At 68.9% G+C, this 15,296-nt stretch carries 21 protein-coding genes and 1 pseudogene; 13 read left to right on the top strand and 9 right to left on the bottom strand.

Annotated elements, in window-relative coordinates; all coding sequences use genetic code 11:
• Window positions 1–70: 70 nt before the first annotated feature.
• Window positions 71–1,213: an RNA polymerase sigma factor gene (locus tag VGN58_RS05820; protein ID WP_327482364.1), complete on the top strand. Its 1,143-nt coding sequence runs from the start codon at window positions 71–73 to the stop codon at window positions 1,211–1,213.
• Between the two features lie 49 nt (window positions 1,214–1,262).
• Here the strand turns inward: VGN58_RS05820 and VGN58_RS05825 are convergent, their stop codons facing one another.
• On the bottom strand, window positions 1,263–1,430 hold the full coding sequence (locus tag VGN58_RS05825) for a hypothetical protein (protein WP_327482616.1): 168 nt from the start codon (window positions 1,428–1,430) through the stop codon (window positions 1,263–1,265).
• A gap of 33 nt (window positions 1,431–1,463) precedes the next feature.
• Window positions 1,464–1,982: pseudogene (locus tag VGN58_RS05830) on the bottom strand (EF-hand domain-containing protein); the annotation flags it as partial.
• A 145-nt stretch (window positions 1,983–2,127) separates the two neighbouring features.
• Here VGN58_RS05830 and VGN58_RS05835 point away from each other — a divergent pair.
• The 4 genes from VGN58_RS05835 to VGN58_RS05850 all read left to right on the top strand — a co-directional run bounded on the left by VGN58_RS05835 (window position 2,128) and on the right by VGN58_RS05850 (window position 5,238).
• Entirely contained in the window at window positions 2,128–2,712 is a 585-nt protein-coding gene (locus VGN58_RS05835; RefSeq protein ID WP_327482365.1) for a phosphatase PAP2 family protein, read from the top strand.
• 1 nt (window position 2,713) lies between these two features.
• The gene (locus VGN58_RS05840) at window positions 2,714–3,436 is read left to right on the top strand and encodes an arginyltransferase (protein WP_327482366.1); all 723 of its coding nucleotides are present in this window, start codon (window positions 2,714–2,716) and stop codon (window positions 3,434–3,436) included.
• Window positions 3,437–3,570: 134 nt separating this feature from the next.
• A complete protein-coding gene (locus tag VGN58_RS05845) occupies window positions 3,571–3,942 on the top strand; it encodes a hypothetical protein (RefSeq protein WP_327482367.1) in 372 nt (123 codons plus the stop codon).
• A 96-nt stretch (window positions 3,943–4,038) separates the two neighbouring features.
• On the top strand, window positions 4,039–5,238 hold the full coding sequence (locus VGN58_RS05850) for an endonuclease/exonuclease/phosphatase family protein (protein ID WP_327482368.1): 1,200 nt from the start codon (window positions 4,039–4,041) through the stop codon (window positions 5,236–5,238).
• Window positions 5,239–5,298: 60 nt separating this feature from the next.
• Here the strand turns inward: VGN58_RS05850 and VGN58_RS05855 are convergent, their stop codons facing one another.
• Window positions 5,299–5,598, bottom strand: coding sequence for a hypothetical protein (locus tag VGN58_RS05855; RefSeq protein WP_327482369.1), 300 nt, complete (start codon window positions 5,596–5,598; stop codon window positions 5,299–5,301).
• A 27-nt stretch (window positions 5,599–5,625) separates the two neighbouring features.
• The gene (gene purT, locus VGN58_RS05860; RefSeq protein ID WP_327482370.1) at window positions 5,626–6,810 is read right to left on the bottom strand and encodes a formate-dependent phosphoribosylglycinamide formyltransferase; all 1,185 of its coding nucleotides are present in this window, start codon (window positions 6,808–6,810) and stop codon (window positions 5,626–5,628) included.
• Between the two features lie 129 nt (window positions 6,811–6,939).
• Here purT and VGN58_RS05865 point away from each other — a divergent pair, with 129 nt between their 5' ends.
• From VGN58_RS05865 to VGN58_RS05900, 8 genes are all read left to right on the top strand, one after another.
• Window positions 6,940–7,062 carry a hypothetical protein gene (locus VGN58_RS05865; protein WP_327482371.1) on the top strand — a complete coding sequence of 41 codons (123 nt, stop codon included), beginning with the start codon at window positions 6,940–6,942 and terminating at the stop codon, window positions 7,060–7,062.
• 21 nt (window positions 7,063–7,083) lie between these two features.
• Entirely contained in the window at window positions 7,084–7,947 is an 864-nt protein-coding gene (locus VGN58_RS05870; RefSeq protein WP_327482372.1) for an SPFH domain-containing protein, read from the top strand.
• 15 nt (window positions 7,948–7,962) lie between these two features.
• Window positions 7,963–8,238: a hypothetical protein gene (locus VGN58_RS05875; protein WP_327482373.1), complete on the top strand. Its 276-nt coding sequence runs from the start codon at window positions 7,963–7,965 to the stop codon at window positions 8,236–8,238.
• Window positions 8,235–8,429, top strand: a complete 195-nt coding sequence (locus VGN58_RS05880; RefSeq protein ID WP_327482374.1) for an Arc family DNA binding domain-containing protein — start codon at window positions 8,235–8,237, stop codon at window positions 8,427–8,429. The genes VGN58_RS05875 and VGN58_RS05880 overlap by 4 nt, the downstream gene beginning before the upstream one ends.
• Window positions 8,426–8,605, top strand: a complete 180-nt coding sequence (locus VGN58_RS05885) for a DUF4177 domain-containing protein (RefSeq protein ID WP_327482375.1) — start codon at window positions 8,426–8,428, stop codon at window positions 8,603–8,605. The genes VGN58_RS05880 and VGN58_RS05885 overlap by 4 nt, the downstream gene beginning before the upstream one ends.
• A 25-nt stretch (window positions 8,606–8,630) precedes the next feature.
• Window positions 8,631–9,173 (top strand): PH domain-containing protein, encoded by a 543-nt coding sequence (locus tag VGN58_RS05890; RefSeq protein WP_327482376.1) that lies wholly within the window; start codon window positions 8,631–8,633, stop codon window positions 9,171–9,173.
• Window positions 9,174–9,182: 9 nt separating this feature from the next.
• Complete coding sequence (locus VGN58_RS05895; RefSeq protein ID WP_327482377.1) at window positions 9,183–10,010, top strand: M15 family metallopeptidase; 828 nt, start codon at window positions 9,183–9,185, stop codon at window positions 10,008–10,010.
• A gap of 108 nt (window positions 10,011–10,118) precedes the next feature.
• Window positions 10,119–10,613, top strand: coding sequence for a hypothetical protein (locus VGN58_RS05900; RefSeq protein WP_327482378.1), 495 nt, complete (start codon window positions 10,119–10,121; stop codon window positions 10,611–10,613).
• A 43-nt stretch (window positions 10,614–10,656) separates the two neighbouring features.
• Here the strand turns inward: VGN58_RS05900 and VGN58_RS05905 are convergent, their stop codons facing one another.
• The 5 genes from VGN58_RS05905 to VGN58_RS05925 form a co-directional block, all read right to left on the bottom strand.
• Window positions 10,657–11,331 carry a DNA-3-methyladenine glycosylase gene (locus tag VGN58_RS05905; protein ID WP_327482379.1) on the bottom strand — a complete coding sequence of 225 codons (675 nt, stop codon included), beginning with the start codon at window positions 11,329–11,331 and terminating at the stop codon, window positions 10,657–10,659.
• A 5-nt stretch (window positions 11,332–11,336) separates the two neighbouring features.
• Window positions 11,337–11,705, bottom strand: coding sequence for a DUF423 domain-containing protein (locus tag VGN58_RS05910; RefSeq protein WP_327482380.1), 369 nt, complete (start codon window positions 11,703–11,705; stop codon window positions 11,337–11,339).
• 144 nt (window positions 11,706–11,849) lie between these two features.
• Window positions 11,850–13,007 carry a polyketide cyclase gene (locus VGN58_RS05915; protein WP_327482381.1) on the bottom strand — a complete coding sequence of 386 codons (1,158 nt, stop codon included), beginning with the start codon at window positions 13,005–13,007 and terminating at the stop codon, window positions 11,850–11,852.
• A gap of 243 nt (window positions 13,008–13,250) precedes the next feature.
• Entirely contained in the window at window positions 13,251–13,892 is a 642-nt protein-coding gene (locus tag VGN58_RS05920; RefSeq protein WP_327482382.1) for a response regulator transcription factor, read from the bottom strand.
• A complete protein-coding gene (locus tag VGN58_RS05925) occupies window positions 13,889–15,130 on the bottom strand; it encodes a sensor histidine kinase (protein WP_327482383.1) in 1,242 nt (413 codons plus the stop codon). Before VGN58_RS05925 ends, VGN58_RS05920 begins: the two co-directional genes overlap by 4 nt.
• Window positions 15,131–15,296 lie beyond the last annotated feature (166 nt).

The following is a 15,296-nucleotide window of genomic DNA, read 5'->3' on the forward strand; positions in this document are numbered from 1 at the left end:
TCGCGCCCATGGGTCACACTTCGCCCGGTCGGTCGTCGTGCCCGCATGATCCCGACAATGCGGAGGCTCCATGGATACCCAGGCAATCGAACTGTCCCTGCGCGAAGCCCTGCCCGCCGCGGCTGAGGGCGATCACGCGGCCTACGGCCGCATCGTGGCGCTCTGCCAGAACGCGATCACCGGCATCGCCCTGGCGATCACCCGCGACGTACAGGCCAGCGAGGACATCGCGCAGGAGGCCTTCGTGAAGGGCTGGCGGCAACTGGAGACGCTGAAGAACCCGGACAGCTTCCTGCCCTGGCTGCGCGAAATCACCCGCAACCTGGCCCGCGACCACCTGCGTGCGCAGCGGCGCCGTCCGATGACGGGCGAGACCGCCGAGATCGCCCTGACGCTCGCCGCCGACACCGCGCCCACGCCGGCCGAAATGCTGCTGCAGACCGAGCAGGAGGCGGCCGCACGCGAGGTGATCGCCGCGCTGCCGGAGGACAGCCGCGAAGTCCTGCTGCTGTATTACCGCGAAGGCCAGCGCTCGCAGCAGGTCGCTGCGCTGCTCGGCATCACCGACGCCGCGGTCCGCAAGCGCCTGTCGCGCGCGCGCCAGTATGTCCGCGAGGAACTGATGGCGCGCTTCGGGGAGTTCGCGCGCACGTCGGCGCCCTCGGCGGCGTTCGCCAGCGGCGTGCTCGGCATGCTGGCGGCCGCGGCACCGCCGGCGGCCGGTGCGGCCGTGCTGGGCGGCGGCGCGGCGGCGGGCCAGGGCGCGCTGAAGGTGCTCGGCGGTTCGGCCGGCATCGCCACGCTGGGCACGGTGCTGGGCATCGCGGCGGTGTGGCTGGGCATCCGCAGGCCGCTGCGGGATCCGCTGGACGCAAGGGAAACCCGCGCCCTGATCGCCTACGGCGTGTTCAACACCGTGCTGATCCTGGCCTTCATGGCGGGCATCCATGCACTGAAGGACGTTCCGGGCTGGATCCCGCACCTGCTGCTGACCCAGGCCTACTTCATCGGCATCTGCTGGGCCAGCGTGCGGTGGCTGCCCAGGATCCTGGCGCGGCGCCACGCGCGGGACCTGTCGATCGACCCTGAAGGTACCCGTCGCCGGCTGGCCTGCCAGCGACGTCGCTCGCGCTGGGGCATGGGCGTGGGACTGCTGCTGGCCACCGTCGGCATGCTCGCCGGGCTGTGGTTCTCCGGACGGCTGGTGGTCTGAGTCAGGAGCGGCAGGCCCGCGCGCGCTACGCGGGCCTGCTGCGGACGGCTTACTTCCTGACCGGTCGTCCGGCGACCAGTTCGTCCTTCGACAGGGCACCGTCCTTGTTGGTGTCCAGCGCGTCGAAGCGCTCGGCGAAGCGGCCCTTGTCCTTCACTTCATCGCGCGAGAGGCGGCCGTCCCTGTTCGCGTCCATCGCGGCGAAACGCGCGTCCATGCGCGCCTGGGCACGCTGCTGGAACTCGATGCGCCTGGCCGCATCGGCCTGGTCGATCTCGGCGCGCGTGAGCTTGCCGTCCTTGTCGGCATCGGCCTTGGCGAACCATGCATCGCGACGCTGCTTGCCGCGCAGGTCGCGATCGGCGCGGTCGATCACGCCGTCCTTGTTCGCATCCATCGTGTCGAAGCGTTCGGCAAAACGCGGCTGCGCGGCGGCTTCGGCGCGGCTAATCTTGCCGTCGCCATCGGTATCGAGCGTCTTGAAAGCCTCGCCGTGACGCGATCCATGGCGACCGTGGCCACGCATGCCCTTGCGCTCCGGGCGTTCGTCGGCGGTCAGCCTGCCGTCGCCGTTCTTGTCCATGACGGCGAAACGTTCGGCCAGGCGCGGGTGCGCCGCCGCCTCGGCCTTGTCGATGGCGCCATCGTTGTTCGTGTCGAGACTCGTGCGCGCGGGCTTCTTCGCGTCTCCGGCCTGCGTGGCGGCGAACGCGGTGCCGGCGCCGAGGGTGGCCAGCACGGCTACGAAAAGCAGGGTCTTGCGGTTCATCGTGTTCTCCTGAGGACGCGGCGCCAGCTGCGCCACCGACAGGGAAAACGCGTCCGTACCGCCGGGGTTGACGCGCGGATTGGACGCGTTCAGGCAGCGGACGGTCGCAGTGCCCGCGACCGGGGCGGCGCAGTATGCTGACCGCATGTCGCTTCCCCTCGCCCGCGCCCTGTCGATCGTCGGCCACCCGATGCTGATGCTGCCGGTGGCCGTGCTGGCGATCGCGCTGGCGAAGGGCGACACGCGCACGGCCGCGTGGTCCGCAGCGGGCTTTGGCGCGTTCATCGCGCTGGTGATGGGCTATTCGTGGTGGCAGGTGCGGCGCGGCAGCTGGGCGCACGTGGATGCGAGCGCGACGCACGAACGCAGCACGTTGAACCGCTTCCTGCTGATCGCCCTTGGCGGCGGCGCGATCCTGGCCGGCTGGCAGGGCGGGCAGCCGCTGTTCGCGCTGGGCCTGGCGCTATCCGCCGCGATGATCCTGGCCGCCGTGCTGACGTCGCGCTGGTGCAAGCTGTCGCTGCATCTGGCCTTCGCGGTCTTCGCCGCCTGCCTGCTGCGCGAACTGGGCACACCGTGGATGCTCGCGGCATTGCTGTTCGCCGCCGCCGTCGCATGGTCACGACTCGCGCTCGGGCGGCATACGCGGCGCGACCTGGCAGCCGGTGCGGTCGCGGGCGCCGTGGCGGGATGCGCGTTCTGGCCGCTGGCGCGGCACTGGACGGGCTGACATGGGCGAGAACACGCAATCGCTCGAAGACCTGCGGCTGTTCCACACCGGCGAGCATCCGTGCGGCTACTGGCCCGAGCGCGTCGCCCGCGACCTGGTCCTCGACCCGCGCGATCCGCGCCTGCCGCAGCTGTATCCGGATGCGCTGGGCTGGGGCTTCCGTCGTTCCGGCGACATCGTCTACCGGCCGCACTGCCGCCAGTGTCGGGCCTGCGTGGCGGTACGCATCCCGGTCACCGACTTCGCACCCGACCGCAGCCAGCGACGCTGCGCCTCGCGCAACGCGCGGGTCGAAACGCGGATCGTGGCGGCACTGCGCGACGAGGAGCACCTGGCGCTGTACCAGCGCTACCTGGCCGCACGGCATCCGCTCGGCGGCATGGACGACCACGGCGCCACCGAGTTCGACCAGTTCCTGGTCGGCAGCTGGTCGCGGGGCCGATTCGTGGAGCTGCGCGAGGACGGACGACTGCTGGCGGTGGCGGTGACCGACGTGATTCCCGGTGCGCTCTCGGCGGTCTACACGTTCTACGATCCCGCGCTGGAAGCCCGCAGCCTCGGAACGCTGGCGATCCTGCGCCAGATCGAATGGGCGCGCCGCGACGGCTATGCGCACCTCTATCTCGGCTACTGGATCGACGGCCATCGCAAGATGGATTACAAGCGCCGCTTCTCACCGCTCGAACGCTTCGACGGACGCGGCTGGGTGCGCGCGGATCTGTGAGCCGAAGATCCATCGCGGCGGGCGCACTGTGAGACGCAAATGTGAATAGCAACGTCGTGATCGGGCGCACAGAATGTGCCGCCGGCGCGCCTGCGCCGGCCTGGGAACATCCCACTCAATCGACTGGAGCTTTCATGAAGTTCAACATCCTTGCCCTCGCGGCGGTGACCACCCTGGCCCTTGCCGCCTGCAAGCCCGCTGACGAAGCGCCGCCCGTCGCCGACGCTCCGGTCGTCGAAGCACCGGCCTCCGAAGGCGCGGCGACCACAAACGACACCGTCACTGCCGGCACCGGCGTCCCCGAGTGCGACCAGTACCTCGAAAAGGTCTACGCCTGCATCAGCGACAAGGTGCCGGAGGCCCAACGCGAGATGATGAAGCAGGGTATCGAGCAATCGAAGGCCGGCTGGTCCGCGTTGACCGACAAGACCGCACTGGCCGCCCAGTGCAAGACCGCGATGGACCAGGCCAAGACGGCCTACGCCGCGATGGGGTGCTCGTTCTAGCGTTCCACCGGGTCAACTCGTCGTCAGCCCTGAAGCGCCCCGGTCTGCCGGGGCGTTTTTTCTACACCTGTCACGATGGCATGACAGAATCCGCGCATGCGCATCCTCGTCCTCCTGCTCACCATGACCCTCGCCGCCTGCAGCTCCTCCGCGACCGTAGGTGGGCCCGCCGATCCGCAGGACCTGCGGCTGCGCGTGGCGACCTACAACACCTCGCTGTTTTCCGATGATGCCGGCGGCGTGATCCGGCAACTCGAAGGCGACGACGCGCACGCGCGCAAGATCGCCGCGGTGCTGCAGAAGGTCCGGCCGGACCTGGTGCTGCTCAACGAGTTCGACTACGACGACGCGCATCGCGCCGCCGACCTGTTCCAGCAGCGCTATCTCGACGTGGCCCAGCCCGGCGGCGGCGAACCGCTGCGGTATGCCCATCGCTACCTCGCGCCGGTCAACACCGGCGTGCCCAGCGGCCTGGACCTGGACCGCAACGGCTCGGTCGGTACCGAGGGCCGCGAACGCGGCAACGATGCCTGGGGCTACGGCCTGCATCCCGGCCAGTACGGCATGCTGGTGCTGTCGCGCTTCCCGATCGACGAGGCACAGGTGCGCACGTTCCAGCTATTGCGCTGGAGCGCGCTGCCGGGGGCGACCAATCCGGTGGACCCGGCCACCGGGACCGGGTTCTATCCGGAGGCGATCTGGAAGCAGCTGCGCCTGTCGTCGAAGTCGCACTGGGACGTGCCGGTGCGCACACCGGGCGGGGTGATCCATTTCCTCGTGTCGCATCCCACGCCGCCGGTATTCGACGGGCCGGAGAACCGCAACGGCCTTCGCAACGCGGACGAGATCCGCCTGTGGCGCGAATACCTGACGCCGGGCGATGCGCCCTGGCTCTGCGACGACCAGGGGCGTTGCGGCGGCCTGCCGGCGCAGGCGCGGTTCGTCATCGCCGGCGATCTGAATAACGATCCGTCCGATGGCGATGGACAGCACGAGGCCATCCTCGAACTGCTGGAACACCCGCGGGTGATGCGCATGGCCACGCCGCGCAGCGAAGGCGGCGAGGAGACCGCGCTGGCCTATGCGGCCAAGGGCCTGCAGCGCCGCGGCGCGCCTGCGCATGTCACGGGCGATTTCGGACGCCGCAACGGCGCGCTGCGGCTGGACTACGTACTGCCGTCAACCGGCTTCGCGTTGGCGGGCAGCGGCGTGTTCTGGCCGAAGAAGGACCACCCGGACGCCGCCATCGCCGACGGCAGCGACCACCATCTGGTGTGGGTGGATCTGTCCCTCTAGCACGCCTTTCCTCCCACGCTGGGGAGCGATCGGCCGGCCGGAAAGCAGGAGCTTCTCGACTTACGTCGCTGTCACCGCCGGGGCGGCGACGCGCGGCCCGAAGCCGAACAGCGATTCGTTCTGTGCCGACACGATCATGCGGATCATGCTGCCGGGCACCATCAGTTCGACCTGTACGTCATGGCCCTCGGCGTTCTTGCCGACCAGGGTCATCTCGGTGAAGGCGCCGCCGGTGTCGATTTCCTTGCAGAAGATATGCGGACCGTCGGGCTGGCTGGTGAGGTAGGGTTTGATCGCCTCGCCCAGGGCCTCCAGTGCCTGGGGGAAGAAGAACACGGCGTAGCCGGTATTGCCGTTCATGCGCACGCTCCCTTCATGGCCTCGGCCTCATTCCAGTGCGATGGTGATGGCGGCGGCGGCATCGCGTGCCACCGCGCGTGCGGCGTCGATGCTGTCCGCGCGCGCGAGGGTGACGCCGACGCGACGATGGCCTTCCACGCGCGGCTTGCCGAACAGGCGTAGGGCGGTGTCGGGCGTCGCCAATGCGACGTCCACGTTGCCGAACACCGGCACACCGTGGCCATGCGCCAGCATCGCGCAGGACGCGGACGGACCGCTCTGGCGGATCACCGGGATCGGCAGGCCGAGGATGGCGCGCGCATGCAGCGCGAACTCCGACAGTTCCTGCGAGACCAGCGTCACCAGGCCGGTGTCGTGCGGGCGCGGCGAGACTTCGCTGAACCACACCTCGTCGCCCTTCACGAACAGCTCCACGCCGAACAGGCCCCAGCCGCCGAGGTCGTCGGTCACGGTCCGCGCGATCCGCTGCGCGCGCTCCAGCGCCCGCGGCGACATCTGCTGCGGCTGCCAGCTTTCGCGGTAGTCGCCGTCCTTCTGCCAGTGCCCGATCGGATCGCAGAACGACGTGCCGGCGGCGTGGCGCACGGTCAGCAGCGTGATTTCGTAGTCGAAGTCGATGAAGCCTTCGACGATGCAGCGACCCGCGCCCGCGCGGCCACCGGTCTGCGCGTACTCCCAGGCGGCATCGATGTCCGCTTCGCTGCGCAGCGTGCTCTGGCCCTTGCCCGACGACGACATCACCGGCTTCACCACGCACGGCAGGCCGATCGCGCGCACGGCCTCGCGGTATTCGGCGGCGGTGTCGACGAACCGGTACGGCGAGGTCGGCAGGCCCAGCGTTTCGGCGGCTAGCCGGCGGATGCCTTCGCGGTCCATCGTCAGCCGTGCGGCGCGCGCGGTGGGAATGACGCGCGCGGCGCCTTCGGCTTCCAGTGCGACCAGCGTCTCGGTATGGATCGCCTCGATCTCCGGCACCACCAGGTGCGGCTGCTCGCGGGCGATCAGCGCGCGGATCGCCGCGGGGTCGAGCATGTCCAGCACGTGCGAGCGATGCGCCACCTGCATCGCCGGCGCGTCCGCATAGCGGTCGGCGGCGACGACTTCCACGCCCAGGCGCTGCAGCTCGATGGCCACCTCCTTGCCCAGTTCGCCGGACCCCAACAGCAGGACACGGGTCGCAGACGGGGACAGGGGGGTTCCAAGAGTGGTCATGCGCAGGCGTCCGCAGAGGGGGCGCCAAGTTTAACGGAGCGCCGACAAGCGGCGGCAGCCTCCCGTTGACATCTGATATCAAATTGATATCTTTCAAATCGTCGCAAACCAACCCAGGGGGAAACCGCCATGCTCCATGTGATCCATCAGATCCAGCGCCGCTGGCCTTCGCAGGCGCATCGGGTCGTCCCCACCCTGCTTGTCCTCTCCGCTGCCCTGCTCGCCCTCGGCGCCGGCCTGTCGCTGCTGTGATCCTGTCCTGAGACCAAGACCATGAAAGAGAACGCCAAGTCGTCGCTGCCCGGAATCCCGACCCTGCTCGGCCTGCTGGTCCTGGGGCTGGGTGCCGCCGTCGTGTTCGTCCAGGGCGCTGCGCTGAAGCAGCCCGGCCACCTGATCGTGGCCGCGCTGCTCGGCGCCGTGGTCATCTTCCTGCTGGCCGGTCTGTACAAGCTGGAGCCCAACCAGTCCGCCGTGCTCAGCCTGTTCGGCAAGTACATCGGCACGGTGAAGGACAACGGCCTGCGCTGGAACAACCCCTTCTTCAGCAAGCGCAAGATCTCGCTGCGCATCCGCAATTTCGAGAGCAGCCGGCTGAAGGTCAACGAGCTGGACGGCAGCCCGATCGAGATCGCGGCGGTGATCGTGTGGCAGGTGGTGGATTCGGCCGAGGCCGTGTTCAACGTGGACGACTACGAGAGCTTCGTGCACATCCAGTCCGAATCCGCGCTGCGCGCGATGGCGTCCAGCTATCCGTACGACCAGCACGAGGACGGCCAGATCGCGCTGCGCAGCCATCCGCAGGAAATCTCGCAGCACCTGCAGGAACAGATCGCCGAGCGGTTGGGCAAGGCCGGCGTGGACGTGATCGAGGCACGCATCAGCCATCTCGCCTACGCCCCGGAAATCGCCCAGGCCATGCTGCAGCGGCAGCAGGCCAACGCCGTGATCGCGGCGCGCACGCGCATCGTCGCCGGCGCGGTCGGCATGGTGGAGATGGCGTTGGCCGAGCTGCAGAAGAACGACGTGGTGAAGCTGGACGAGGAACGCAAGGCGCAGATGGTCAGCAACCTGCTGGTCGTGCTGTGCGGCGAGCGCGGTACCCAGCCGATCGTCAACACCGGCTCCATCTACTGACGCGGACCCGCCGGCATGCACGCCCTCGCCCCGCTGCTGCTCGCCGTGTCCGGCCTGCCCGCCCTGCTCATCGGCGCGTGGATGAGCCGGGCGAGCGACGACCGTTCGCGCGGCATGGCGCTGCACTGGGTACTGGTGGGACTGGCCATCCAGGCCGGCGCCGTCGGCATCTACTGGGCCGGCGATGACGACCGGCTGGCGCAGGGCATCGCGATCGCCATGGTGGTGCTGGTGAACGCACTGATCGTGTCGATGGTGCTGCAGCTGCGCCGCAACAGGAAGCGACCGTGAGCGAGAAGCCGGACAAGAAGGCCTATCCGCTGCGCATCAACGCCGAGGTCCTGGCGGCGGCGCAACGCTGGGCGGACGACGAACTGCGCTCGCTCAATGCCCAGATCGAATATGTGTTGCGCGACGCATTGCGCAAGGCCGGGCGGCTGCCGAAGGGCGACGCCTCCACGAACAGGAAGGATTCGCCATGAACCACCGCTGGAACCACAAGGTCATCGAAGTGCCCTTCAAGATGTTCGCCGGCAAGCTCACCGACCGCATGCAGCAGGAACTGGACAGGATGAGCCTGCAGGGATGGGAACTGGTCAGCACGCTCTTCATCGAGCACGAGATCTCGGTGCGCCTGTTCTTCAAGAAGCCCGCCTGATCCATCCCCTTTACGGAGTCGGTGCATGCAGCATCCGCAGAACTTCCCGGTAGCCCCGCTGCCAGCCCACGCTATCTGGTGGCTGTGGCTGCCGCTGCTGCTGGCCATGGGAGTGGGCATCGCAGCGCTGTTGATGGAGCCGGGAACACCTCCCGTGGTGACATGGATGATGGTGCCCTTGGTCCTGCTCATAGGCACAGTGCTCGCACTGGCGACGCGGCGGCGCATGATCGTGCTGGACAACCGCGAGTTGCAGGTGCGTGCCACGTTCTATACGAAGAAGCTGCCTGTGGAGTCCATCGACCTGGACAGGGCACGCGTGCTGAGTCTGGAGGAGCACACCGACCTGTCGCCGATGCTGAAGACCAACGGCTTCGGCCTGCCGGGCTTCAAGGCCGGCCACTTCCGCCTGCGCAACCTCACCAAGGTGTTCTGCCTGGTCACCGACCGTCGCCGCGTACTCATACTGCCGCTGCGCGAGGGCAGCATGGTGCTGCTGAGCCCGGCGCGTCCGGCCGACCTGCTCGCGCGGCTGCGCGAACTGGCGACGCCGCCGTCGCATCGCTAAGCTGCGGGCATGCGACGCCTGCCCTCCCGACCGCTCAAGACGCTGCTGCTGAACACCGCGCGGATCGAGCTGTGGCCCGCCGACGTGTTGCGCGTGCGGAGCAATGCCGATGCGCGCGCGCTTGCCGGCGCGCATGCGGTGCTGCGACGCAAGCGGGATGGCCGCTATCTGGCTGCGGTGTCGGCGCAGGCGGTGCATCCGCTGGTGCCGACGCTGTCGCGCGAACCAGGGCTCGACGAGGCCTGGGACGCCCTCGATCGGTCGGAGGGCGCGACACGCGGCTTCGATGCGGATGCCCAGGGCACGTTGCCGTTGCACGCGCTGCAGGAGCGGCTTCACGAACTCGGACTGGACGACACCTATGGCGAACGCAGCGGCCTGGCACTGGTCGCCGAGCCCGCCGCGCTCGTCTTCGCCGGACGCGACCGCTACCGCCGCCCGCTCTGGCTGACCGCGGCGACCGCACGCGCCTGGCTCGCGATGCAGCGCGCCGCGCATCGGGAGGACATTATGCTCGACGCGATCTCCGGTTACCGCAGCCACGACTACCAGCTCGGCATCTTCGCGCGGAAGCTGGCGCGCGGGCAGACGGTGGAACAGATCCTCACCGTCAACGCTGCCCCCGGCTACAGCGAACATCACGGCGGCCGCGCCCTGGATATCGGCACGCCCGGTGAACCGCCGGCCGAGGAATCGTTCGAGCACACGGCCGCGTTCGCCTGGCTCACCCGCCATGCCCGCGACTTCGGCTTCGTCATGAGCTATCCCCGCGACAACCCGCACGGGATCGTCTACGAGCCGTGGCATTGGTGCTTCATGGGGGCTGCGACCTCTTGACGTCGCCGATCCGGTGAACGCACGCTGCACGTGGGGCCTACCGACGCATCTCCGCGATCCGCAATGCCGCGGCCGGCCCCGAGGTCGCCCTATACCCGCAAGGACGCCATGAACGCACCCAACCCGTACGAAAGTCCGTCGGCCACGATCGCCGACACCGCCCTCCCGCGTGAGCGCGACGTGCCCGACGACATCACGCGACCGATCACGCATGGCTGGGTCGCCGCGTGCGTCTCCGGGGCGATCACCCTGCTGGTGACCCTCGTCGCCATGGGATCCGGCGGCAACGGCGTGGGAGACGGCGCGTGGAATCTGGTCGATGTGGGCCTGATCGCACTGCTCGCGTTCGGCATCTACAAGCGCAGCCGCACTGCGGCCACGATCATGCTGGCCTACTTCGTGCTCTCCAAGATCCTGATCATGGTGGAAACGGGCAAGCCGTCCGGCCCGGTGCTGGGCCTGCTGTTCGCCATCTTCTACTTCCGCGCGATGACGGCGACCTACCGGTACCACCGCTTCGTGAACGCATGGAAGCGCAACCCGCCGGCTCCGAAGCGCTCGCTCAGCGACGATCCGCTGTTCGCCCCCGACGCCGACCGCTAGGGACGTTCCGGACGACTCGTACCCGTCATTCCCGGGCACCACCTCACTCCTGCGAACGCTTCGTCGGCACCTTCGCCTCGACCGCAAAATCCGCGATCCGCCACAGGTACTGCGTCGCATACGTACGGTAGGGCCCCCACTTCTCGCCGCGCGCCGCCAGCTCCTTCGGCGTGGGCATCGCATCCAACCGGTCGACGAGCTGCGCGCCCTTGCGCACGCCCAGGTCGTCGATCGGCAGCACGTCCGGGCGCCCCAGGCGGAACATCAGCATCATCTCCACCGTCCAGCGGCCGATGCCGCGCACCGGCACCAGCGCGGCGACGATGTCGTCCTCGCGCATCGTCGACATCTGCCGCAGCGTGGGAATTTCGCCACGCCGCTCGCGCGCGGCCAGGTCGCGCAGCGCCAGCGTCTTGTTGCCGGAAACGCCGCAGGCGCGCAACGCCGCGTCGTCGATGCGGCCGAGCGTGTCGTCATGCAGCCGCGTGCTGCCGATGGCCGCCTCGACGCGGCCCACGATGGTGGAGGCGGCCTTGCCGCTCAGTTGCTGGTACAGGATCGCCCGCGCCAATGCGTCGACCGGGTCGAACGGTTTCTTCCACGTGGGCTGCGGTGCGAGGTAGCCGATCCGCTTCATCCAAGTGCCCAGCCGGCGGTCGCGCCGGGTCAGGTGGTCCCAGGCCTGTTCGGTATCGAAACCGCGCGCATGCCGTGGCATGGGCGTCAGCGCCGGACGGCGTCGACCGCCCAGACTACCCAGCCCAGCATCAGGCCCATGCCGCCCGCGGGCGCCAGTCGCGTGGACAGCCCGGCGAACACCGCGGCCGCCAGGCTGCCCGCGAACAGCAGCGTGCCCAGCAGCAGCAGGCACAGCGCCGCCTTGCCCATGCGGCGCGTGGTGCCGGGCGCCAGCGCCGCCAGGGCCAGTCCATGACCGAATGCGAACAGCGCGGCAGTCTGCAGGAGCGACTGCGCCTGGATGGCCGCCACCCCATGCGAGGCGTAGGCGGACAGGCCGACCGCTGCAGCGGCGAGCAGACCGCCGGCCAGGGCCAGGAACGAAGGCTTGCGTTGACGGCGGTCGTAGTTCATCGGCTCAGCGATCCCGGGGTGGGCGGGGCATCCTGCCGGCGGAGGACGCCGCGCCGCCGCATCGCCACCCCACAAACGCAACGCGCCGCATGAAGCGGCGCGTTGGCGTTGGAGCGGACCATCCGGGACAGCGTCCGCGAAGGTTTACTGCTTGACGGCCCAGTAGATGTCGAACTTGCCGTCGGCCTCGAACGAGGCATCGACACCCGACTTCCACGATTCGTACGGACGGTCGACGACCTCGTGGCCGGCGGTGACGGCCCACGCACGCAGCGCGTTGCGCTGGTTGTCCAGTTCGGCCATGTAGCCGGTGTAGCTGGCGAAGGCCGACTTGCGGGCTTCGGTGCGCACGTACTCGACCGGGGCGCCGGACGGGATGGTGACCTTCAGCTCACCCGTCGACGCCACGGGCGTCGCCGGCGGCGTGACCGGCGCGGCATCGGCGGCGGCGTCGGTCTTCGGCGCAGCGCTGCCCTTGCGGACCGGCTGGGCGATGTCGAACGCGTACTTCTCGGAACCGAAGTCGGTGGTGATGATGCGCAGCGGGCCGGCGGCGACCAGGCCGTTGGCATCCATCACGCGCTTGATCCATTCCTGGTTCTGCTTGATCGAGGCCTTGATGGCGTCGTTGGTGCGGTCGATGTTGCCGGCGTTGACGACCAGCAGATCCTCGGCAGGCACGTCGACGATCTTCAGGTCGGTCAGCGGGCTGCCTTCGGTGCGGTAGTCGAAGTTGGGCACCGTGGCCAGCATGTTGGTCAGCTTGCCCAGGCCGGCCTTGACGGCGTCGCCGACGTGGCGGCTGACGTACATGCCGGCGTAACGGCCGATCAGGTTGAAGCCGTAGGTGACCTGGTAGCTCTGGGTGATCTTGACGTTGCGGTTGTCCTTGCCGGTCGGCTGCAGGTCGAAGGTGGCCTGCTTGTCGCTGCCCATGCGCTTGTCGACGATCGAGTAGACGATCTTGCCGGGCGCGCCGGGCGTGGTGGGACGCTCGCTGGTGACGATTTCCCAGCTGCCCTGGCCCCAGGCCGGGTTGGCGGAATTGAAGTCCACCTTGGCGCCGACGCCGGTGTTGTCTTCGCCGCCGGAGTAGCTGAGTTCGTTGGCCGCGCTCGGGATCAGCGGGTTCCAGTCCTTCAGTCGACGCACGTTGTTCAGCGTGTCGAACACGATGGTCATGCGGCGGTTGGTCTCGACACTTTCCTGCAGCGAGCGCGAGGACGGCAGGACCAGGCCGATCACCAGAAACAGCGCCAGAACCAGCGCCAACGCAATCACGAACTCGATCAAACGGGTCATTCAGGAGTCTCCGGGGGCCGGTGCCTCGGCCGTGAAAAAAATGCAACGCGCATCCTAGCAGGGTTGCGGGGCTTCGGGCAGCCCATCTGACACCGGTTGGCCGCCCCTTTCCGGGACGTACGCGGGCGCATGTGACGGAGGCTCCGGAGGCCCTGCAGCGCTGCACCGGCGGGCATTCCGTCGCCCCGCCGCGCGCGTCCGCTCCCCTTCACTCCGCGAGGAGGCCGGGCCGGCCGGCACGGCTCACACGAGCTGCAGCTCGAAGGCCTTCAGCACGGCGCGGGTGCGGTCCCTCACCCCCAGCTTCGAGAGGATGTTGGACACGTGGTTCTTGATGGTGCCCTCGGCCACGCCCAGCGAATTGGCGATCTCCTTGTTGGAGAAGCCGCTGGCCATCAGGCGCAGGATCTCGGTTTCGCGGTCGGTCAGCGGATCGGGGCGGTCCAGGCTGACGAACTCGTTCCGCATGTGCTCCAGCCCGGACAGCAGGCGCTGCGTCACCGCCGGCTGCACCAGCGAACCGCCATCGGCGACCGTGCGGATGGCACCGACCAGCTGCTCCAGCGAGACGTCCTTCAGCAGATAGCCCTTGGCGCCCGCCTTCAGCCCGGCCAGGACCAGCTGGTCGTCGTCGAAGGTGGTCAGGATGATGGTCGGGGGCAGTTGGCCGGCCCTGGCCAGCGCCTGCAGCGCCTCCAGACCCGACATCACCGGCATGCGCATGTCCATCAGCACCACGTCCGGCGCGACCTGGGGCACCAGGTCCACGGCCTGTTTGCCGTCCGCCGCTTCGGCCACTACCTCGATGCCGTCGTCCAGCGCGAGCAGGGAGCGGATGCCCTGGCGCACCAGGGTTTGATCGTCGACCAGACAGACACGGATCACGGGGTTCCTCCGGAGCTGAGCTCGGGCATGGGTTCGGGTGGGAGAACGGGAAGGGGCGAGAGCGCGGGAGTCGCATCGCTGACCGGAAGCGCGATATGCAGGCAGAAGCCATGCCCCGGACGGGTTTCGATCCGCAGCTCGCCACCGTACTGGGCGAGCCGCTCGCGCATGCCGGTCAGGCCGTTGCCCGCCACCACCTGCGGGCTGCCGGCGCCGTCGTCGCGGGCATCGATCAGGATCCTCGACCCCTCCCGCCGGCAGTGCAGCCACAGGTGGCGGGCGCCGGCATGACGCACCGCATTGGTGATGATCTCCTGCGTGCAGCGGAGCAGCACATGCGCGCGGTGCGGATCCTCGAGGGTCAGCGGCTCCTCGATGTCCATGTGCATGGCCAGCGACGGCACCTTTTCGGCCAGCGGCAGCAAGGCGGCACCGAGGTCGATCGCGCCGCTGTCGCGCAGCTGGCTGACCGCTTCCCGCACATCCGTCAGCAACAGGCGGGCCAGCGTGTGCGCCTGCCGCACGTGCTCCTGGGCCCGTCCTTCGGTCATGTGGCCGGCCACTTCCAGGTTCAGGCTCAGCGCGGTGAGGTGGTGGCCCAGCAGGTCGTGCAGCTCGCGCGAGATGCGCGTGCGCTCGTTCACCCGGGCGCTTTCGGCCAGCAGCACGCGGGTGGCCCGCAGTTCCGCATTGAGCCGGCGCTGCTCCTCCCGCGCCTGCGCCTGCTGCCGCGCCACGTAGGTGGTGATCAGCACGAAGGCCGCGAACCCCACGTAGAACATCGACTGGAAGAGCGCTTCCCAGAAGTTGAAATCGTCGCGTGCCATGAACGACGGCACCAGCAGCACGTGCGCGGCGAGCAGCCACGCGACGGCGAAGCGCAGCTCCAGCAGCCACGGCAGCACGCCCGCCATGATCAGCAGCAGCACCGCGCCCAGGCCGGTCTGCGTATAGAACCCCACGCCGATCGCGGTCGCCGTCAGCACCATCGCCAGCGGCACGTTCCAGTGCGCCGGCAGGCTGTTCTGCCGTCCGTCCAGCGCCCGGGTCGCCAGCCAGTACACCACCCCGAAACTGAAGTAGCACAGGGCGGTCAGCGGCAGGTTGACCCCCTGCCCGTCCGTGCCGCTGGACGGCGGCAGCACCCACACGTTCAGGATGATGGGAATCCCCACCAGAGCCCACGTGTAGAGGCCTGCGGCGCGGAGCAGGCGGGTATGGCTGAGTCGTCCCAACATCCGGGCATCTTAGGCGCAATCGCGGGCGACCATGTCCCAACTAAAGTCATGTCGACGTTGGAACGTGGGATTGCCGGGTTCATCCCGGGCTCACCCGCGCCTCGCCCGTCGCGGCGGCCCCATGCGATAATCCCGGCTTGGCCGCGTGCCGCCCTGCAAGACCCGT

The sequence above is a fragment of the Pseudoxanthomonas sp. genome (assembly GCF_035999195.1).
Classification (GTDB): Bacteria; Pseudomonadota; Gammaproteobacteria; order Xanthomonadales; family Xanthomonadaceae; genus Pseudoxanthomonas_A.